At 73.8% G+C, this 20,303-nt stretch carries 17 protein-coding genes; 8 read left to right on the top strand and 9 right to left on the bottom strand.

Annotation, left to right across the window (positions count from 1 at the left end; all coding sequences use genetic code 11):
- Positions 1-257: 257 nt before the first annotated feature.
- The gene (locus tag ABD223_RS36230) at positions 258-782 is read left to right on the top strand and encodes a hypothetical protein (protein WP_344041433.1); all 525 of its coding nucleotides are present in this window, start codon (positions 258-260) and stop codon (positions 780-782) included.
- A 7-nt stretch (positions 783-789) separates the two neighbouring features.
- Here the strand turns inward: ABD223_RS36230 and ABD223_RS36225 are convergent, their stop codons facing one another.
- Positions 790-3,006: a GH92 family glycosyl hydrolase gene (locus tag ABD223_RS36225; protein ID WP_344041431.1), complete on the bottom strand. Its 2,217-nt coding sequence runs from the start codon at positions 3,004-3,006 to the stop codon at positions 790-792.
- Position 3,007: 1 nt separating this feature from the next.
- On the bottom strand, positions 3,008-6,247 hold the full coding sequence (locus tag ABD223_RS36220; protein ID WP_344041429.1) for a GH92 family glycosyl hydrolase: 3,240 nt from the start codon (positions 6,245-6,247) through the stop codon (positions 3,008-3,010).
- Positions 6,248-6,463: 216 nt separating this feature from the next.
- On the opposite strand from ABD223_RS36220, the gene ABD223_RS36215 reads away from it, so the two are divergent.
- Genes ABD223_RS36215 through ABD223_RS36195 form a run of 5 tightly spaced genes read left to right on the top strand, consistent with a single transcriptional unit; the run spans position 6,464 to position 11,176 of the window.
- Complete coding sequence (locus ABD223_RS36215) at positions 6,464-7,450, top strand: LacI family DNA-binding transcriptional regulator (protein WP_344041477.1); 987 nt, start codon at positions 6,464-6,466, stop codon at positions 7,448-7,450.
- Entirely contained in the window at positions 7,447-8,457 is a 1,011-nt protein-coding gene (locus ABD223_RS36210; protein WP_344041427.1) for a class I mannose-6-phosphate isomerase, read from the top strand. Before ABD223_RS36215 ends, ABD223_RS36210 begins: the two co-directional genes overlap by 4 nt.
- Before the next feature lie 4 nt (positions 8,458-8,461).
- On the top strand, positions 8,462-9,223 hold the full coding sequence (locus ABD223_RS36205) for an ATP-binding cassette domain-containing protein (RefSeq protein WP_344041425.1): 762 nt from the start codon (positions 8,462-8,464) through the stop codon (positions 9,221-9,223).
- Positions 9,220-10,197, top strand: a complete 978-nt coding sequence (locus ABD223_RS36200; RefSeq protein WP_344041422.1) for an ABC transporter permease — start codon at positions 9,220-9,222, stop codon at positions 10,195-10,197. Before ABD223_RS36205 ends, ABD223_RS36200 begins: the two co-directional genes overlap by 4 nt.
- Before the next feature lie 13 nt (positions 10,198-10,210).
- The gene (locus ABD223_RS36195) at positions 10,211-11,176 is read left to right on the top strand and encodes an ABC transporter substrate-binding protein (RefSeq protein ID WP_344041420.1); all 966 of its coding nucleotides are present in this window, start codon (positions 10,211-10,213) and stop codon (positions 11,174-11,176) included.
- A 39-nt stretch (positions 11,177-11,215) separates the two neighbouring features.
- Here the strand turns inward: ABD223_RS36195 and ABD223_RS36190 are convergent, their stop codons facing one another.
- Positions 11,216-12,241: a hypothetical protein gene (locus tag ABD223_RS36190; protein ID WP_344041418.1), complete on the bottom strand. Its 1,026-nt coding sequence runs from the start codon at positions 12,239-12,241 to the stop codon at positions 11,216-11,218.
- Between the two features lie 128 nt (positions 12,242-12,369).
- On the opposite strand from ABD223_RS36190, the gene ABD223_RS36185 reads away from it, so the two are divergent.
- Positions 12,370-13,902 carry an alpha/beta hydrolase gene (locus tag ABD223_RS36185; protein WP_344041416.1) on the top strand — a complete coding sequence of 511 codons (1,533 nt, stop codon included), beginning with the start codon at positions 12,370-12,372 and terminating at the stop codon, positions 13,900-13,902.
- A gap of 115 nt (positions 13,903-14,017) precedes the next feature.
- Here ABD223_RS36185 and ABD223_RS36180 read toward each other — a convergent pair whose 3' ends face one another.
- From ABD223_RS36180 to ABD223_RS36155, 6 genes are all read right to left on the bottom strand, one after another.
- Entirely contained in the window at positions 14,018-14,671 is a 654-nt protein-coding gene (locus tag ABD223_RS36180; RefSeq protein WP_344041414.1) for a response regulator, read from the bottom strand.
- A gap of 10 nt (positions 14,672-14,681) precedes the next feature.
- Positions 14,682-16,253, bottom strand: a complete 1,572-nt coding sequence (locus ABD223_RS36175) for a GAF domain-containing protein (RefSeq protein WP_344041412.1) — start codon at positions 16,251-16,253, stop codon at positions 14,682-14,684.
- A 44-nt stretch (positions 16,254-16,297) separates the two neighbouring features.
- The gene (locus ABD223_RS36170; protein WP_344041410.1) at positions 16,298-16,714 is read right to left on the bottom strand and encodes a pyridoxamine 5'-phosphate oxidase family protein; all 417 of its coding nucleotides are present in this window, start codon (positions 16,712-16,714) and stop codon (positions 16,298-16,300) included.
- Between the two features lie 121 nt (positions 16,715-16,835).
- Positions 16,836-17,417 (bottom strand): hypothetical protein, encoded by a 582-nt coding sequence (locus ABD223_RS36165; RefSeq protein WP_344041408.1) that lies wholly within the window; start codon positions 17,415-17,417, stop codon positions 16,836-16,838.
- On the bottom strand, positions 17,414-18,379 hold the full coding sequence (meaB, locus tag ABD223_RS36160; protein ID WP_344041406.1) for a methylmalonyl Co-A mutase-associated GTPase MeaB: 966 nt from the start codon (positions 18,377-18,379) through the stop codon (positions 17,414-17,416). The genes ABD223_RS36165 and meaB overlap by 4 nt, the downstream gene beginning before the upstream one ends.
- Positions 18,380-18,400: 21 nt before the next feature.
- Positions 18,401-19,588, bottom strand: a complete 1,188-nt coding sequence (locus ABD223_RS36155) for an acetyl-CoA C-acetyltransferase (RefSeq protein ID WP_344041404.1) — start codon at positions 19,586-19,588, stop codon at positions 18,401-18,403.
- A 125-nt stretch (positions 19,589-19,713) separates the two neighbouring features.
- On the opposite strand from ABD223_RS36155, the gene mce reads away from it, so the two are divergent.
- Positions 19,714-20,157, top strand: coding sequence for a methylmalonyl-CoA epimerase (gene mce, locus ABD223_RS36150; RefSeq protein ID WP_344041402.1), 444 nt, complete (start codon positions 19,714-19,716; stop codon positions 20,155-20,157).
- The last annotated feature ends 146 nt before the right edge of the window (positions 20,158-20,303 follow it).

Here is a 20,303-nt window from a genome sequence, read left to right as displayed (position 1 = left end):
TGGCAATGCTGCCTTTCACTCATTTGAACACATCAAAGCTGGCAATGCCGGCTTACGCTCGTGCAAGGCGTCTCCTCGTACGAGCCTCGTGATCGGCTCCGGTTCCGACCGGCCGCCAGTGGACAAGCGAAGGCAAAAGCACCATGTCAACAGCACGAACAGCACTCGGGTCGGAGTTCCTCGATACGACGAGGACGAGCAGGGTCGTCCCCTGCATCGCCATGTGGAGCGAGGAAACGTCAGAAGACCCGCGACTCGTGTTGCTCCCCCACGGCGCGGGCATCGGCTACGCGGACGAAATCCTCGGCGACCACGACAGCCGGGGCGTCCTGTGGGACCGCGCGACGATCAACCCCGGCCACGGCACACCCCGGTTCGCGAAGATCCACGTCCACCGCCAACGCCGCGCCATGCGCAAACTTCTCTGTCAGGTCTGCGCCGGCCCCGCCGACCACGGCACCCTCTGGCTCATCCCCGACCGCACGCGGCAGTGGTCCGACTGGCCCGAGGGGATGGCCGTCGCCGAACCGCCGGTCTGCCTGCCCTGCGCACACCTGGCAACTCGCGCCTGCCCCGCACTGCGCGCAGAAGGACACCTCATCATCCGCGCCCGCGAACACCCGATCCACGGTGTCGACGGAACCCACTACCGCGCGGGCCCGCACTCCCCCATCCCCGTCACCAGCGAACCGATCGCCTTCAACGACCCCGCCATCCGCTGGGCCCTCGCCTCGAAACTCGTGCGGACCCTCCACGACTGCACGGTCGTCACAGGTCCCTGACGAGAGATCACCCCAACGGCGACGGCGGCGCCGCTCCCGGCCCCGTCCCCCACCCCGCCTCACCCGCATCACCGGTCAACTCGTGCTCCACGAGGGCCCCGCCGCGCAGCTCCTCCAGCTCCACCCACACCCGATCCCGCTCCACCCCGCCAACCCGCAACGACCGCGTGTACCGCAACCGCGAGGCATCAGCCCCCGAAGCCGTCACGACCAGGTCGCCTCCCCCGAGGTGCACCACCGCCCGCCCGAACCGCGGCGCGTTGAGCACGAACTGCCCCGTCCCGGGCACCACCGGGTACAGCCCCAGGGCGCTGAACACGTACCAGGCCGACATCGTGCCCAGGTCGTCGTTGCCGGTCACCCCGTTGGGCGCGTCGACGAACAGGGTCTGCGCCGCCCGCACCACCGCCGAGGTCTTCCACGGCGCGCCGACGAGCGCGTACATCCACGGCGCGTGCAGGTCGGGCTCGTTGTTCGGGTTGTACCGGAACTCGTCGTAGTAGTCGTACGGGCCGACGACCCACTTCTCGCGCGCCGTGCGCGCCGGGTCGACCACCAGGTCCCCGTAGGCGAAGAAGTCGTCCAGCCGGGCCAGCGCGGCCTCGCGCCCGCCCAGCCGCTCGACCAGCCACGCCACGTCCTGCTGCGCCAGCCACTGGTACTGCCAGGCGGTGCCCTCGTGGAAGCCGTCCGGGCCGCGCGCGCTGAACGGCGCCAGCCACGAGCCGTCGCGCAGGCGGGGGCGCGGGAAACCGGTGAAGCCCCGGTCGGCGATCGAGGGGTCCCACAGGGAGCGGTGGCTCAGGCCGCGCCGCCTCAGCGCCTCGGCGTCCTCGTCGTGGCCCAGCGCCGCCGCCATGATCGACAGCGAGGCGTCCGCCAGCGCGTACTCCAGGGTCGCCGAACCGCCGTGGTGCGGGTCGACGTCCTGGCGCTTCTTGGGGAAGTCCCGGTCGTACGGCACGAAACCCGAGGCCAGGTAGCCGGGGTTGCCCGCGCGGCCCTCGAACTGCGACGACGCGGGCGGCACCTCGGTGGCGTTGCGCCACAGCGCCCGGTACGCCCGCTCCTCCAGGCCGGCCAGCGCGCCGAACCGCCACAGGTCCACCAGGAACGGGGTCACCGGGTCGCCCGTCATGGTGTTGGTCTCCTGGTTGGCGTACGCCCAGCGGGGCAGCCAGCCGCCCTGCTCCTCGACCGCCAGCACGGACCGCGCGACGTCCCGCGCCCGCTCCGGCCGCAGCAGGGCCAGCAGCTGGTTGTGGGAGCGGTAGGTGTCCCAGAGCGAGAAGAACTCGTAGTAGGTCCAGCCGTCCGCGTGGTGCACCCGGTCGTCGAAGCCCCGGTAGCGGCCGTCGACGTCGTTGCCGGTCAGCGGTTGCAGCAGCACGTGGTACAGCGCCGTGTAGAACACCGCGAGGTCCTCGGCGCCGGCCGCGTCCACCTCGACGCAGCCCAGCTCGCGCCGCCAGGTGTCCTGGGCGGCCGCGCGCAGCTCGTCGAACGACCTGCCGCGCGCCTCGCCCAGGTTCCCGGTCGCGCCCTCGGCGTCCACGTGCGACAGCGCCGTCGCGGCGGTCACCGGGCCGTCGTCGAAGCGCACCCACTGCCCGCGCAGGCCCGCGCCGCCCTCGGCGCCGCCCCAGTTGCCGGTCGCCCGGAACGGCCGGTCGAACGTCGTGGTGAACCAGGTCCGGTACGGCCCGCCGCCGCAGAACGCCTGCGCGACCACGGTCCCGGCCAGCGTCCGGTCGTCCACCACCCGGACGCTGCTGCCGAACACCGGCTCCCGGTCGTTGGCCTGGCCCACGTTCACCAGCACGTGCGGCGTCGTGCCCGCCGGGAAGGTGAAGCGCTCCACGCCCACGCGCGTGGTCGCGGTGCTCTCGGCGGTGATGCCCGACCGCAGCGCCACCCGGTAGTAGCCGGGTCTGCCGACCTCGCCGTCGTGCGAGTAGGCCGCGCCGTACCGGCGGTGGTCGAAGGACCCGGGCAGGCCGGTGACCGGCAGGACCGACACCAGGCCGCCCTGCTCGCCGCAGCCCGCGCCGGACAGGAAGAAGTGCCCGAACCCGCGGATCACCGGGTCGTCGTAGCGGTAGCCCGCGTAGTGCGAGCCGATCGGGCTGGAGTGCGCCAGGCCGAACGGCATCGACGCGCCCGGGAACGTGTTCCCGTCGTCCTTGGTGCCGATGAACGTGTTGACGTGCTCGACGGGGTCCACGTCAGGCCACCGCCAGGGCGAACACGTGGAAGGTCCCGCCGGTGACGGAGGCGGGCAGCGTCACCGACCGCACCCGCCTGCCGGGTTCCAGCGCTATCGGCGCGGTGGCGAACACGTGCACGTCCATCGCCTGGGACTCGCCGCCGGTGCTGTTGCGGTACGGGGTGGTGGCCACCACACGATTGTCGAACGACGGCGGCAGGTTCGCCGCACCGCCCAAGGCCCAATCCGAGAACCCGACCGCCGCGGCCTGGGTGGTCCCGTCGTCGTAGGTGATGGTGAGCGTGCCGGAGGACCTGCCGTTCCCCGCGCTGCCCAGCAGGCCCAGCCTGGTCGCCCCGGGGGCGTCGACGCGCACGACCTCGCCGGAGGCGGTGACGTTGTCGGCCTCACCCACCGGCGACGTCGGCCACGTGTAGGTCAGGCCGTCGGAGGTGACGGTGTCGCCGGGCGCCAGGCCCGCCTCCGCGAGGGCGTCGCGCGAGTAGCTCCACCCGGCTCCGTCGAAGTTGGCCGCCGCCTGGTCGTCGTCCGGCGACGTGCCGGTGTTGTCGAACGCCGCGCGCAGGCTGCCCGGCTCGGCCACCAGCACGGTCGCGGTGGCGCTCTGGCCGTCGGAGAACCCGATCGGGACCCGGTAGGTCCGCTCGGGGGTGCCGGGCGCCACCGACAGCGCCACCCGCTCCGAGCCGCGCGCCCCGGCGGGCACCTCCAGCCGCCCGGACGCCGGGCTCGCCGTGATCCCGGCGGGTGGCCGCGCGGTCCACGACACCGCGGCGGCGCGCCCGGAGAGGTCCTGCGCGCCGACCGCCAACGAGCCCGTGCCGCCCGCCGGCACGACCAGCCGGCCGGGTTCGACGAACGCCCGCCGCGGCGCCTCGCCCTCGCGGAACGACGGTGGCGCGTCGGACGGGCCCGTGCCCCAGCCGGTCGGCGTGGCGGAGAGCGCGAACTCGACCGCGCCGCCGCGCGCGACCAGCGACTCGGGCAGCCAGGTCCGGCTCTGCGCGCGGCCGTCCAGGGCGAGGCCGGAGACGTACCGGCCCTCGCCGGTGGCCCGGATGGTGATCGGGTCCGCGCCGGGCCGGGTGATCACGGCCTCCTCGAACAGCGGGCTGTTCACCACCAGCTCGGCCCGGCCCGGGATCGCCGGGTACAGGCCCAGCGCCGCCCACACGTACCAGGAGGACATCTGGCCCAGGTCGTCGTTGCCCGACAGGCCGTCCGGTCCGGGGCCGTACAGCTCGTCGACCGCGCGCCTGACCACGTCCTGGGCCTTCGCGGGCGCGCCGGCCCAGTTGTAGAGCCACGGCGCGTGCATGACCGGTTCGTTGCCCAGGAACGCGTGGGGCTCGTCCGGCCCGGCGTTCAGCTCGGTGAAGAAGCGGTCCAGTCGGTCGCGGACCGCCGCGTCCCCGCCCATCGCGGTGAACAGGCCGCGCGCGTTGTACGGGACCATCCACGTGTACTGGGCGGCGTTGCCCTCGACCCAGTGGTCCGGGCTCGCCGGCGAGAACGGTTCCACGAACGAGCCCTCGCGGTCGCGCGGCTGGGTGTGCCCGGTGGCCGGGTTGAACACGTTCTGCCAGTTCTGGGCGCGCTCCATGAAGGTCCGCCAGGTGGCGGCGTCGCCCAGCCGGCGGGCCAGCTCGGCGATGGCGAAGTCGGCGGTGGTGTACTCCAGGGTGGTCGCGGGCGGACCCCACACGTTCGGCGCGCCCACCGGCACGTAGCCGAGGTCGAGGTAGTCGGCGAGGCCCGGCCGCTCCTCGTGGCCCTGCGTCGGTTGGGTGGCGCCGCGCAGCATCAGCAGCAGGGCCCTGGACGCGTCGAAGTCCCTGGCGCCGAACGCGTAGGCGGTCGACACCATCACGTGGTACGGGTCGCCGACCATGATGCCGGTGTAGCCGTTGGCCACCGTCCAGCGGTCCCACGCGCCGCCCTGCTCGGCGAACAGCGCCATCGACCGGACCACGTCCGAGGCCTCGGCGGGGGCGAGCAGCGACAGCAGCTGCATCTCGCTGCGGTAGACGTCCCAGCCGGAGAAGTTCGTGTAGACGGCGTGGCCGGGTTCGGCGGCGTGCACCCGGCCGTCGAACCCGGGGTAGCGGCCGTCGACGTCGGAGAAGACGTTGGGCTGGAGCAGCGAGTGGTACAGGGCGGTGTAGAAGGTGGTGCGCCGGGCGTCGGTGCCGCCGGTGACCCTGACCTGGTTGAGGCGGTCGTTCCAGGCCCGCCGGGCGGCGGCGCGCACGTCGTCGAACGAGCGGCCGCCGCTCTCCGCGAGCAGGTTCGCCTTCGCGCCCTCGACCGACACGAACGACACCCCGACGCGCATGGTCACGTCCGGGTCGTCGAACGTCACCCACCCGCCGGAACCGGGGCCGGCGACGGTGGTGTCGAGACCGGCGACCTCCCGCGGCCGGTGCTGCGACGCAAGCGTTTTCGGCGCGTCGCCCAAGCCGTCGTCCAGGCCGTCGCGGAGGCCCGAGCCGCCGCGCTCGCCCGACCGGCCGGGCGTGACCGCGCCGTTCTTCCAGGTGCCGACGGAGGCGAACGGCTGGTCGAACACGGCGTGGAAGTGGATCCGGTAGCGGTGGTCGGCCCCGCAGAACCGGCCGCTGGTCGCCCAGCCGCTGATGCTGTCCGAACCGATGGCGACCTCGGCGTCGTCGGTGCCCGAGATCGAGCCGGAGGTGTTGACCAGCAGCGTGGACGTCGCGCCGCCCGGGTAGGTGAACCGGCCGACGCCGGTGCGCGGGGTGACGGTCAGCTCGACCTCGGCGCCGTTGTCCAGCGCGACGCCGTAGTGGCCCGGCTCCGCCCGCTCGCGGTCGTGGGAGAAGGTGGAGACGTAGCGGGACGGGTCGGTGGCGGGCGACGTGGTGACCTCGCCGACGAACGGCATGATCGGGACGTCCTGGTAGGTCGAGCAGCCCGCGCCGGACAGGTGCGTCAGGCTGAAGCCCTTGATCCGGTCGTCGTCGTACGAGTAGCCGCCGTGCTGGTGGGTGACCGTGTCCGGGCTCCACTGCACCATGCCGAACGGCACGTCCGCGCCCGGGAAGTTGTTGCCCGCGCCGCCGCCGGTGCCGTGGTCGTCGCCGCCGGGCCTGGTGCCGACGAACGGGTTCACCCAGCGGGCCAGGTCCTCGGGTTCGGCCTGTGCCCTCGTCGGCGGCGCCACCGAGAGGCCGGATAACGCCACCGCCGTCGCCAGCAGTGCCAGGGCTGTCCGCACGAGCCGCCTCCTCGTTGACAACGCTGTCCACGAACTACGCGTAATCGCATACTCGCGGAGAGTGCCGGGGCGGCGTCAACCCCGTGGCCGACTGTTGTCCGGTTCGGGACAAGGCCGGGCGTTGACATACGTGAACACGGGGTGTGTGATTCGCGCACTATGACAACGTTGTCCCCGACCGGTGCGGCAGGCGCGCGCAAGGTCAGGCGCGCCACGATGAACGACGTGGCGCGGCTGGCCGGCGTGAGCATCAAGACCGTCTCCCGCGTGGTGAACGACGAGGCGGGCGTCCACCCGGCGACGGCCGAGCGGGTGCTGGCCGCGATCGACCAGCTCGGCTTCCGGCGCAACCTCAGCGCGCGGAACCTGCGGCGCGGTTCGTCCACCGGCACCATCGGACTGGTGCTGGAGGACGTGGGCAACCCGTTCTACTCGGGCGTGACGCGCGCGGTCGAGGAGATCGCCCGGCTGCGCGGCAGGCAGGTGATCACCGGGTCGTCGGACGAGGACCCGGCGCGCGAGCGCGAGCTGGCGCTGGAGTTCTGCTCGCGCCGGGTGGACGGGCTGCTGGTGGTGCCCGCCGGCTTGCAGCACGGGTACCTGGTGCCGGAGATGCGCGCCGGCACGCCGGTGGTGTTCCTGGACCGGCCGGCGGGCGACGTGGTGGTGGACACCGTGCTGGTGGACAACGTCGGCGGCACGGTCGAGGCGGTGGCGCACCTGGCCTCGTTCGGGCACCGGCGGATCGCGTTCCTCGGCGACTCGCCGGACATCTTCACCGCCAACGAGCGCCTGCGCGGCTACCGCGAGGGGTGCGCGCGGGCGGGCATCGGCTACCACGAGGCGCTGGTCGTCATGGGCCCGCACGACGAGGCGTCGGTGCGCGCGGCGCTGGCCGGCCTGCGGGACCTGGCCGACCCGCCGACCGCGGTGGTGACCGGCAACAACCGGATCACCGTGCACGCCCTGCGCGCGCTGGCCGGCGCGCCGGCGCGGCCCGCCCTGGTCGGCTTCGACGACTTCGAGCTGGCCGACCTGCTGTCACCGCCGGTGTCCGTGATCGCGCACGACGCGAGCGCGCTCGGCAAGGCGGCGGCGGACCTGCTCTTCGCCCGGCTGGACGGCGACGGCTCACCACCGCGCCGCGTCGTGCTGCCGGTCCGGTTGGTCGCCCGTGGATCAGGAGAGGTGCCCGCATCATGAGTTCCGACAACCAGCCCGTCGCGCTGCCCGCCAACCAGCCGCGCCAGTTCTACCGCGGCGGCGCGGCGATCGCGGCGCTGCGGGACGGGGACGTCGCGGAGGGCGGGCCCGAGGACTGGGTCGCGTCGACCACCACCCAGTTCGGCAAGGACGAGGCCGGGCTGTCCCGCCTGCCCGACGGCCGCCTGCTGCGCGACGCCGTGGCCGCCGACCCCGTGGCGTGGCTGGGCGAGGAGCACGTGGCGGAGTTCGGCGCGGACACCGCGCTGCTGGTGAAGCTGCTCGACGCGGGCGAGCGGCTGCCCGTGCACTGCCACCCGTCCAACGCCTTCGCGGCCGAGCACCTCGGCTGCCGGCACGGCAAGACCGAGGCCTGGGTGGTGATCGGCACGACCGGTCCAGACCCCGTGGTGCACCTGGGTTTCCGCGAGGACGTGCCACCGGAGGTCGTCGAGGAGTGGGTGTCGGGCCAGGACTCGGCGGCGATGCTGGCGGCGCTGAACCCGATCCGGGTCTCGCCCGGCGACGCGGTGTTCGTGCCCGCGGGCGTGCCGCACGCGATCGGCGAGGGCGTGTTCATCGTCGAGCTCCAGCAGCCGACGGACTTCTCGATCACGCTGGAGTGGCGCGGTTTCCTGGACGGCCCCGAGGCCGGGCACCTCGGCCTCGGCTACGACAAGGCGCTGGCCTGCGTCGAGCGCCGCGCCCAGAGCGCGGACGACCTGGTGCGCCGCACGCGCGCGCTGACCGGTGAGTCGGTGGACCTGCTGGTGCCCGGCGCCGCCCCGTTCTTCCGCGCCGACCGGCTGCACGTGTCGGGCTCGGCGGCGCTGGAGCCCTCGTTCTCCGTGCTGGTGGTGCTGGAGGGCGCCGGCGCGGTCGGTCCCGTCGCGCTGCGCCGGGGCAGCACGGTCGTCGTGCCGCACGCGGCGGGAGAGGTCGCGGTGACCGGCGACGTGGTCGCGATCCGGTGCAGGCCGCCGGAGGTGTCCAACCCGAGGAGCTGATGACATGGCGTTACCGCTCTTGGAAGCACGGGGGCTGGTGAAGCGGTACGGCGGCGTGGAGGCGCTGCGCGGCGCGTCGTTCACCGCGCGCGCGGGCGAGGTCGTCGCGCTCGTCGGCGACAACGGGGCCGGCAAGTCGACCCTGGTGAAGTGCCTGTCCGGCGTCGAGCGGCCGGACTCCGGCGAGGTCCTGTTCGACGGCTCGCCGGTCTCGCTCGACTCGCCCCTGGCCGCCCGCGCGCTGGGCGTCGAGACCGTCTACCAGGACCTCGCGGTGGCGCCCGACCTGGACCCGGCGGCGAACCTGTACCTGGGGCGGGAGCTGCGCCGGGGCGGGCTGCTCGGCAGGCTGGGCGTGCTGGACCGGCGGGAGATGCGGCGGCGGGCGGCGGCCGAGTTCGAGGGGCTGGGCGTGGTGCTGCCGAGCGCGGACGTGCCGATCCGGGCGCTGTCGGGCGGCCAGCGGCAGAGCGTGGCGGTGGCGCGGTCGGTGGTGTGGGCGAGCCGGCTGGTGTTCCTGGACGAGCCGACCGCGGCGCTGGGCGTGGTGCAGCGCGAACGCGTGCTCGACGTCGTCCGGCGGGTCCGCGACCGGGGCGTGGCCGTCGTGCTGATCAGCCACAACATGCCCGAGGTGCTGGCCGTGGCGGACCGGGTCGAGGTGCTGCGGCTCGGCCGCCGGGTCGCGCGGTTCGACGCGGCGGCCACCACGGTCGAGGAGCTGGTCGGCGCGATGACCGGCGCGCTCACCCAGGAGGAGCCGTGAAGCGGCTGCTCGCGGTGAACGCGCTGTGGACCGGCGTGGTGCTGGTGGTGCTGGTCGCGGTGTTCGGCGCGCTGCGGCCGGACGCCGTGCTGACCGCCTTCACCCTCCAGACGACGCTGGTCGAGACGTCCGTGCTGCTGGTGCTCGCGGTCGGCATGACGTACGTGATCGTCACCTCCGGCATCGACCTGTCGGTGGGTTCGGTGCTGGTGTTCTCCGGCGTCACCTCGGCGATGGCGATGAACGCCCTCCACGGCGGCGACGCCACCGGGGCCGGCTGGGGCACGGTGGCCGTCGGCCTGGTGGTCGCCCTCGTGTCGGGCGCGGCGTGGGGCCTGCTGAACGGGCTGCTGGTGGCGCGAGCCGGCCTGCCGCCGCTGATCGTGACGCTCGGCTCGTTCGGCGCGGCGCTGGGCGCCGGGCAGCTGCTGTCCAACGGCTCCAACGTCAGCGGCGTGCCGACGGTGCTGGGCAACGGCCTGGGCACCGGCACCTGGTTCGGCGTGCCCAACCTGGTGCTGCTCGCCGCCGCGGTGACCGCGGTGGGCGCGCTGGTGCTGGGCGTCACGGTGTTCGGGCGGCACGCGTGCGCGATCGGCTCCAACGAGGAGGCCGCCCGGCGGGCGGGCATCCCGGTGACCGGGCGGCTGGTGCAGGTGTACCTGCTGGCGGGCGTGCTGGCCGGGTTGGCGGGGTTCATGGCGCTGGCCTACTTCCGGGTCGCCTCGATCACCGGGCACGACACGGACAACCTCAACGCCATCGCGGCCGTGGTGCTGGGCGGCACGAGCCTGTTCGGCGGCGCCGGTTCGGTGGTGGGCACGGTGCTCGGCGTGTTCATCCCTGCGGTGCTGCGCAAGGGGTTCGTGATCGTCGGCGTGAACGTGTACTGGCAGCCGATCGCGGTGGCGCTGGTCCTGGTGGCGGCCGTGTGGTTCGACCGGTCGAGGCGGGAAGCGGGGAACAGGCGCTAGGGAAGGGGAGGACATGTCAGCGAAGACGGTTGCTCTGGTCTCGGCGGCGGTGCTGCTCACGGCCTGCGGAGGCGGGCAGATCGGCGACACCGGCGGTTCGGGCGACGCCAAGCGGGTGGTGCTCATCCCCGGTGTGGCAGCCGAGCCGTTCTACACCTCCATGGAGTGCGGGTTCCGGGAGGCGGCGTCGGCGGCCGGGTACTCGGTCGACGTGCAGGCGCCCGCGAAGTTCGAGTCGACGCTCCAGACGCCCATCGTGACGGGCGTGCTGGCGAACAAGCCGGGCGCGGTGCTCATCGCGCCGACCGACGACAAGGCCATGGCCGGGCCGATCCGGCGGTTGGCGGACGCGGGCATCGAGGTCGTCGAGGTCGACACGAGGCTGGAGGACACCTCGATCGCCGCGTCGAGCGTCTCGTCGGACAACCGCCAGGGCGGGCGCCTGGCCGCCGAGACCCTGGCCCGGCTGGTCGGCGACCGGACCGGGTCCGTGCTGGTGCTCAACACCAAGGCGGGCACCTCCACCACCGACGAGCGGGCGGCCGGGTTCGAGGAGGAGGTCGGGAAGCACCCCAACCTGCGCTACGTGGGGCAGCAGTACACCGACAACGAACCGGACCAGGCGGCGTCCAAGGTGACCGCGACGCTGGCCGCCAACCCCGACCTGGTCGGCGTGTTCGCGACCAACCTGAACACCGGCGAGGGCGCCGCCACGGGGCTGCGCAACGCCGGGAGGACGGGTTCGGTGAACCTGGTGGGCTTCGACGCCTCGCCCAAGCAGGTGGCGGACCTGCGGGCCGGCGCGGTGCAGGCGCTGATCGCCCAGGACCCGGCGACCATCGGGCGCGTGGGCGTGGAGCAGGCGGTGGCGGCGGTGGAGGGCCGCGAGGTGCGGCGGGAGGTGGAGACGGACCTGGTGGCGTTGACGCGGGACGACATGGAGGCCAAGTCGGAGTACTTCTACAAGCAGGAGTGCTGAGGCGGGCGCGCCGGTGGCCGGGCGCCGGCCACCGGCGGCTCAGAGGTACTTGTTCGCCAGCTCCGAGTACTCCTTCTCCAGGTCGTCGGCCAGGTAGGCGACGTAGGCCCACGGCACCTCGTGCACGTGGTCGCGCATGCCCAGCAGGTGGCGCTTGGCCCGCGGCGCGTCGTCGGCCAGGGCGAACGCCGCCGCGAACAGGTTGTGCGCCTGGAGGGTCCGCGGGTGGGGCCTGCCACCCGGGCCCCGCCGGTCCGCGTCCCGCCGGTCCGCCTCCCACTTGTCCGCCGCGGTCGCGATCTCGTCCCGGTTCCGGCTGAAGTAGCGCATCTTCAGACCCGCGATCTTGAGCGCGCTGCGCGCCTGCACGGCGTCCTCGAACTGCTCCAGGAAGATCTCGAAGTGGGCCAGCGGCAGCATCGCCACCACCGGGTCGCCCGGCGGCGCGGCGTCCACGCTGCCCTGCGCGAACGCCATCATCTCCTCGGCCGAGCCGCCCCACTTGGCGGCCAGGATCTGCAACCGCGTCCAGTGCGCCGGGTACAGCGTCGGGCAGCGGCCCGCGATCTCCCGCCACACCTCGTCCTTCTGCTCCCGGTCCACCTGGAGCCCGAGGCCCGCGGTCTGGAGCTGCGCCCACGGCACGGCGTCGCGGGGCAGGAGCCTGGCGGCCTCGTGCAGCGGGGCGACGGCCTTGCGCAGGGTCCCGAAGAAGACCTTGAAGCGGTCCTTGCCGACGGTGTCCGCCGGGCCTGAGCCGCGGATGGCCCACGCCTCCCGGACGAACGCCGTGCCGGCCAGCAGCCACAGGTCGGGGTCGCTGTTGCCCTTGGCCAGCTCCAGCAGCTCGTCCGCGTGGCCGATGGCGTGCTCGCCCAGCACCTCGGCGCGCAGCGCCCGCACCTCGGGCTCCTCCCGGCACTCCGCCAGCACGGTCGTGGCGGCCCTCAGGTGGCCCGCGTCCATCTCCTCGGCGGCGATGTCCAGGATCGCGTCGTCGTAGGTGTGATCGCGCACGACCTCGCGGGCGACCGCGGCGGGCCGCTTCCTCCGGAAAATCCCCACTCCAGCGACTTTACTTCCCTCCGAGCCGGACCAAACCAAGACTTTCGTAGTGCCGAACGACACCTTTCCGCGCTTGTCCGCCACACTACGCAAGCGGTGGGCTGGGCACTCCGTTCGGAGGGGGATAGATGCGTAGAGAACTTGCCGTCGCCGTGTCCGCGCTCCTGCTCGCCGCGGGTCCGCCGGCGATCGCGCGGGCCGCCGAGCCCAACCCGCACCTGGACCAGACCATCGCGTGGGCGCCGTGCGCCGAGCCCGAGCTCCGGGGCCTGGAGTGCGGCTCGTTCACCGCGCCCCTCGACTGGCGCACGCCCGCCGACGGCCGGTCGATCACCATCGCGGTGAGCCGGCTCAAGCCCGCGAGCGGGCAGGCCAGGGGCAGCGTGCTGACCAACCCGGGCGGTCCGGGCGCCGCCGGGCGGACCCTGCCGGGGCTGTTCGCGGGCCGGTCGAAGCTGGTCGACACCATGGAGGTCGTCGGCATCGACGTGCGCGGCACGGGCGCGAGCAGCAACACGACCTGCGGCGGGTTCGACTTCCTGACCGTCACCGACGCGCGCGACCGCAGCCGGGCCAACACGGAGCTGATCTACGACGCCGCCGAGCTCCAGGCCACGGCGTGCCAGGTCCGCTCGGGCGAGTTCGGGAAGCTGGTCAACACCGAGCAGACCGTCCGCGACCTCGACCTGCTGCGGCACCTGCTGGGCCGGGAGAAGGTCAACTGGATCGGGTACTCCGGCGGCAGCTGGATGGGCGCCTACTACGCCACCTACTTCCCGGAGCGGGTGGACAGGTTCGTGCTCGACTCGAACGTCGACTTCACCAGCACCTGGCAGGACGTCTTCGACAACTTCGGCTTCGGCTTCGAGCGGCGCTTCCGCACCGACTTCCTGCCGTGGGTCGCGAAGTACGACGGCCTCTACCACCTGGGCACGACCGCCGAGCAGGTGCGGCAGGCGTACGAGACGACCAGGGCGAAGCTGGCCGCCGCCCCGCTGTCGCTCCCGGGTGGCGGCGTGGTGGACGCGACCTTGCTGGACCTCGTCCTGATCCAGGGCCAGTACGGCAAGCAGGCCTTCCCGCAGACCGCGGACTTCCTCGCCGCCGTGGCCCGGGCCACGGCCGCGCAGGCGGTCGCGGCGCCGCCCGCCGTCGCGACCGCCGCCGCCCGGTACCCGGACGCCGCGAACGGGACGCTGTACTCGGTCCTGTGCAACGACACGCGGTTCCGCCACAACCGGACCACGCTGGCGGTGGAGGCCGAGCGCCTGGGCAGGCGGTACCCGCTGTTCGGCCACTACCAGGTCGCGGCGCCGTGCGCGTTCTGGGACCGGCCGGCGCTGAACCTGAAGAAGCCGAACGGCAGGGGCGTGCCGCCGGTGCTGATGGTGCAGTCGGTGCGCGACCCGGCCACGCCGCTGGAGGGCGCGCAGCGGGCGCACCGGAACTTCGCCGGCTCGCGGCTGCTGACCGTGACCGACGAGGGCGACCACGGCATCTACGGCTTCGGCAACGCGTGCGTGGACGACGTGGTCGAGTCGTTCGTCGTCGACGGCGTGGTGCCGCCGGTGGAGTCGACGTGCCCCGGCGTCCCGCTGCCGGACCCGACGGCGCCCGCCGCCGCGCAGGTGCTGCCGACACCGCTGGGCTGGCCGCTGTGACGCGGTGACCCACGACGCCGTGACGCAGGGGTGAACCGGGGCCCGGCCGCGCGAGGCGGTCGGGCCCCGTCACGTTCTCCCGGCGCCTTCCCCACGGCGCCTTCCCCACGGCGCTTCAGCGCGCCGGACCACCGCCCTGCCGCCGCCGCGCCGCGTACACGCCGGCCTCGGTGCGCCGGTCGAAGCCGAGCTTGTGCAGCAGCGAGGAGACGTAGTTCTTGACCGTCTTCTCCGCCAGGTACAGCCGGTTGGCGATCTGCCGGTTGGTCAGGCCCTCGGCGATCAGGTCGAGGATCCGCCGCTCCTGCGGGCTCAGCGCCGCGTAGCGCGGGTCCTCGACCGGGCCGCCCCGCAACCGCTGGAGCACCGTCGCGGTCACGCCCGAGTGCAGCAGCGACCCGCCGGCCGCGAGCGTGCGGATGGCCGAGACCAGGTCGTTGCCCGACACCTGCTTGAGCATGTACCCGGCCGCGCCCGCCATGATCGCGCCGAACAGCGCCTCGTCGTCGGAGTACGAGGTGAGCATCAGGCACGCGGGCGGCGGCTGGACGGTCGAGCGGATCTCGCGGCACACGGTGACCCCGTCGCCGTCGGGCAGCCGCACGTCGATCACCGCCACGTCGGGCCGGTGGGTCGCGGCGGCGGTCACCGCCGAGGTCGCGTCCTCCGCCTCGCCGACGACCTCGATGTCGGGTTCCACGGCGAGCAGCTGCTGCAACCCGCGCCGGACGATCTCGTGGTCGTCGACGAGCAGCACCGAGATGGTCATTGCGCCTCCCCTACCCCGACATCAACGGCACGGACCACGTCACTGTTACACCACGTCCCTCTTCCGAATGAACTTCGCAGGCGCCGTCCCAGCGCTGGGCGCGCGCCACCATGTTGGCCACGCCGCCGGTGTGCCGGGCGCGGCCGACCGGCAGGCCCGAGCCGTCGTCCCGCACGACCAGCCGCAGCGCCGTCGCCGCGCGGTCGACCGAGACCTCCACGTCGACCCGGCTCGCCCCCGCGTGCCTGGCCGCGTTGGCCAGCGCCTCGCGCAGCGTGGCCAGCAGGTCGGGGCGCAGGTGGTCGGGCACCACGGAGTCGACCGGCCCGTCCAGGACCAGCGCGGGCTCGAATCCGAGCAGCCGGGTCGAGTCCTGCACGACCTTGAGCAGCCGGGCCCGCAGGTCGGCGGCGCCCGCGGGCGGTTCCTGGAGCGAGAAGATGGTGCGCCGGATCTCCCGGATGGTCTGGTCGACCTCGGTGACGAAGTCCGCGAGCCGCTGCGCCACCACCGGCTGCTCGACCAGCCCGTTGAGGCCCTGGAGCCCCAGTCCCAGGCCGAACAGCCGCTGCACCACCAGGTCGTGCAGGTCGCGGGCGATGCGGTCGCGGTCCTCCAGCACGGCCAGCCGCCGCCCCGCGCCGGTGGCCCGGGTGAACTCCAGGATCAGCGCGGCCTGGCGCGCGAACGACTCGACCAGGGCCACGTCCGGGTCGTCGAAGCCGACCCCGTCGGGGGCCCGCGCCACCAGCAGCACGCCCAGCACCCGCTCGCCCGCGGCCAGCGGCACGGCCAGGGCGGGCCCGATGCGGTCGCCGTGGTCGGGCAGGCCGGCGAACACCTTGGCCCGGCCGGTGTCGAACACCTCGCCGCACTCGCGCGACGGGTCGAACCCGCTCAGCTGCCCGTCCATCACCCGCACGGCCAGCTCGCCCTGGAGGTCCGGCAGCGCCAGCAGCGCGGCCACGCCGTCGGCGGCCAGCCGCGCCCGCACCGCGACCAGGCGCAGCGCGTCCCGGTCGGGGGTGCCGGTGAGCAGCGCGTTCGTCACCTCGTTGGACGCGCGCAGCCACACCTCCCGCTGCCGCGACTGCTCGTAGAGGCGGGCGTTCTCGATGGCGATGCCCGCGGCGGCGGCCACCGCCAGCACGACCTCCTGGTCGGCGCGGGTGAAGTCGCCGCCGTCCTCCTTGTCGGTGAGGTAGAGGTTGCCGAACACCTCGCCGCGCACGTGCACCGGCACGCCGAGGAAGTGGGGCGCGGCCGGGTCGAACGCGGTCTCCTCGCCGGGGGCGGGCGCGTCGAACGCGCTGTGGTGGCCCCCGCCGCGGGTGAACTCCAGCAGCTGCCGGTTCGGGCCGACCACGGCCAGCGCCCCGTAGCGCGCGTCGACCAGCTCGCACGACGACTCGACGATGCGGCGCAGCACGTCCGGCAGGGACAGGTCGCTGGCGAGGGACACGACCGCGGCGAGCAGCCGGTGCAGCCGCTCCTGGGAGAAGACCACCTCGGCGGTGCGGTCGGTCAGCTCGCGGAGCAGGCCGTCCAGCCGCACCGCGTTGTCGTCCGGGGAACCGGCCACGCGATACCACCTAGGACTGGGGGCCACGAGGGTAACGCCTCCGGCTACGGAATGCGACGACCCGACAGCACCTCGAGATCCACGACCAGGTAGTGGTCGTGATCGCCCCAGCCGCGGGACGGCAGCGGCAGCCGCCGGAGCCGGGTGAGCCGGTGCTCGTCGTCCACCTCGGTGACGTGCCCGACCCCCATCACCGACCAGCCCTTGGACAGGTCGGGGGCCACCTCGTCGATCTGGAACGCCACGATCGTGTCACGGGCGACGAGCGTCGCGCTGCCCTCGGGCACGCGCAGCACCACGCACTCCCCGTCCAAGACGTACACGACCGGGTGGACTACAGGGAGTGCCCGATCGGTGTAGACGAGTCGACCGACCGCGGTCGAGCCGAGCAGTCTCAGGCACTCGTCGCGGGCGAGCACCTGGAGACCGGCGGCGTCGTGCATGGCGCCCCCCTGTTCCACCGGTTGCCGGGTTAGAACGTTCTGCCGCGCGACCGCCCCTTGCCTAGGGTCGGAAGTCCCGGCTTCGACGGCTTACCCGAACGGGGAACCGGGGGCGAGGCGCGCCCCGGTGGCGCGGGGCTCACGCCAGGGCCGTGGCCACGCCCTCGTCCTGGACGCCGCGCCACAGGTGGGGCGCGAACCCGAGGACGCCGCGCTCCACCGCGCGGACCACCCCCGCCGAGTCGCCCAGCGGCAGGCGGTAGGTGCCGTCCGCGCGGGCCAGGTGCGCCAGGTCGGGGTGGGAGGCCCGGAAGCCGGCCGGGTCGGCGGGCAGCAGGTCGAACCGGACCCGGGTCTTGCGCACCGAGGAGTCCGCGGGGTGGAAGAGCCGCTCCCGGGTCCGCGACAGCCGCACCGCGCCCAGCTCGGGCCACGCCACCGCCCACGGCGTGCCGTCCGGGTCGTCCCAGCGCACGCCCGGCTCCTCGAACACGAGCTCGCGCGGCCGGGGCGCCGCCCGCCGGTTCAGCACCGCGACCAGGGCGATCCCGGCGAGCACCAGGCCGACGACCAGCCCGATCGCGCCGGTCGCCGCCTCGCCGCCCGCGTACGCGACCACCGCGCCGACCAGCGCCACCACCCCCAGCGCGCCGGTCGCGGACGCGCACGCGACCACCCGCCCGGTGCTCCTCGCCCCGATGTCGACCACGACCGGTGTCACGCACGCACCCCCTCGACCAGCAGGTCGGCCGCGGCGTAGGGGTCCAGCCCGCCCGACGCGACCCGTTCCGCCAGGGTCTCCAGCGCGCCGCCGCCGCGCAAGCCCCCGAACCGGGATCGCACCCGTTCCAGCGCGATGGCCTCGACCTCTCGCGCGGCGCGGGCGGCGCGGCGGCGGCCCAGCTCGCCGCGCTCGACCAGCCACGCGTGGTGCGCCTCGATCTCGTCCACCACGTCGGCCACGCCCTCGCCGCGCGCGGCCACCGTCTTCACCACCGGGGGCCGCCACAGGCCGCCCTCCCGCTCCCGGCGGCCCAGGGAGATCATGTGCTTGAGGTCCCGCGCGGTCTGGTCGGCGCCGTCGCGGTCGGCCTTGTTCACCACGAACACGTCGGCGATCTCCAGCACGCCCGCCTTGGCGGCCTGGACGCCGTCGCCCATGCCGGGCGCCAGCAGCACGACCGTGGTGTCCGCCAGCGACACCACCTCGACCTCGGACTGGCCGACGCCGACCGTCTCGACCAGCACCACGTCGCAGCCCGCCGCGTCGAGCACGCGCAGCGCCTGCGGCGTGGCCCAGGACAGGCCGCCCAGGTGGCCGCGGGTGGCCATGGAGCGGATGAACACGCCCGGGTCGGTGGCGTGCTCGCCCATCCGCACCCGGTCGCCGAGCAGCGCGCCGCCGGAGAACGGCGAGGACGGGTCCACCGCCAGCACGCCGACCTTCGCGCCGCGCTCCCGGTAGGCCTTCACCAGGGCCGAGGTCGACGTGGACTTGCCCACGCCGGGCGACCCGGTCAGGCCGACCACCCTGGCGTTGCCGCAGAACGGCGCGAGCGCCGCGGCCACCTCCCGCAACAGCGGGCTCGCGTCCTCTACCAGGGAGATCAGCCTGGCGACCGCGCGCGGTTGTCCGGCACGCGCGCGGTCGACCAGCTCTGCTACGTCAACGGTCCGCTCCACACCCCAAGACCTTAGGGATCCTCAGGCCTTCGGCACACGGATGATCAGGGCGTCGCCCTGACCGCCGCCGCCGCACAGGGCGGCCGCGCCGACGCCGCCGCCGCGGCGCTTGAGCTCCAGGGCGAGGTGCAGCGCGATCCGGGCGCCCGACATGCCGATCGGGTGACCCAGGGCGATCGCGCCGCCGTTGACGTTGACCTTCTCCTCGGCGATGCCGAGCTGACGGGTGGAGACGACGCCGACCGCGGCGAACGCCTCGTTGATCTCGACCAGGTCCAGGTCGGCCGGGTCGACGCCCTCCTTGGCGCACGCGGCCCTGATCGCGTTCGAGGGCTGCTCGTGCAGGCTCGCGTCCGGGCCGGCGACCACGCCGTGGGCGCCGATCTCGGCCAGCCAGGTCAGGCCCAGCTCCTCGGCCTTGGCCTTGCTCATCACGACCACGGCGGCCGCGCCGTCGGAGATCTGCGAGGCCGAGCCCGCGGTGATGGTGCCGTCGGAGGCGAACGCCGGGCGCAGCTTGGCCAGGGTCTCCACGGTGGTGTCGCCGCGCACGCCCTCGTCGGTGGCGAACAGCACCGGGTCGCCCTTGCGCTGCGGGATGGGGACGGGCGCGATCTCCTCGTCGAACACGCCGTTCCGCGCCGCCCTGGCGGCCAGCTGGTGCGAGCGGGCGGCGAACGCGTCCTGCTCCTCGCGGGTCAGGCCGTGGCGGGCGTTGTGCTTCTCCGTGGAGGAGCCCATGGCGACCTGGTCGAAGGCGCAGAACAGGCCGTCGTGGGCCATGTGGTCGAGCATGGTCACGTCGCCGTACTTGAACCCGCCGCGGGACTTGGGCAGCAGGTGCGGCGCCTGGGTCATCGACTCCTGGCCGCCCGCGACCACGACGTCGAACTCGCCCGCGCGGATGAGCTGGTCGGCCAGCGCGATGGCGTCGATGCCGGAGAGGCAGACCTTGTTGACGGTCAGCGCGGGCACCGTCATGGGGATGCCGGCGTGCGCCGCGGCCTGGCGCGCCGGGATCTGGCCCGCGCCCGCCGTGAGCACCTGGCCCATGATCACGTACTGGACCTGCTCGGGCGCCACCCCGGCCCGCTCCAGCGCCGCTTTGATGGCGACGCCGCCGAGCTGGGCGCCGGAGAAGTCCTTCAGCGATCCGAGCAGTCGCCCCATCGGGGTACGGGCCCCGGCGACGATGACGGAACCGGACACAGCAGCCTCCACAGCGGGTGTAAGCGGTTGTTAACACGCCACGATACCCAGGGTTACCCGACAGTAGCCTTGTGAGACGTCGCACAGCGGCACCTGCACCGATTCGGCGGTTACCGTTCCGGGCCATGGAAGAACTCCGCGGTTTCATAACCGCCATCGACCACGTCGGCATCGCCGTGCCGGACCTCGACGCCGCGGTCGCGTTCCACCGCGAGCACTTCGGGCTGGAGCTGGCCCACGAGGAGGTCAACGAGGAGCAGGGCGTGCGGGAGGCGATGCTGCGCGCGCCCGGCGACGACGGCGCGGGCGCCGCCGTCCAGCTGCTCGCGCCGCTGACCCCGGAGTCGACCATCGCGAAGTTCCTCGGCCGGTCCGGCCCCGGGCTCCAGCAGCTCGCCCTGCGGGTGTCCGATGTGGACGCGGTGACCGACGCCCTGCGCGCGCGGGGGCTGCGGCTGCTGTACGACGCGCCCAAGCGGGGCACCGCGGGCAGCCGGGTGAACTTCGTGCACCCCAAGGACGCGGGCGGCGTGCTGGTCGAACTGGTCGAGCCCGCCACCGGTCACTGACCTCGCGGTCACCGCCGGCCCGGCCACCGCCGGCCCGGCCACCGACAGCCCCGGCCACCGACAGCCCTGGTCACCGCCGGTGTCGACCATTCACGGTCCCGGCCATCCACGGCGTCGACCACCCGCGCCCGGGTGTTGGAGCACGG

The sequence above is a fragment of the Saccharothrix xinjiangensis genome (assembly GCF_039527585.1).
Lineage (GTDB): Bacteria > Actinomycetota > Actinomycetes > Mycobacteriales > Pseudonocardiaceae > Actinosynnema > Actinosynnema xinjiangensis.
This window is presented reverse-complemented; position numbering and strand designations above follow the sequence as displayed.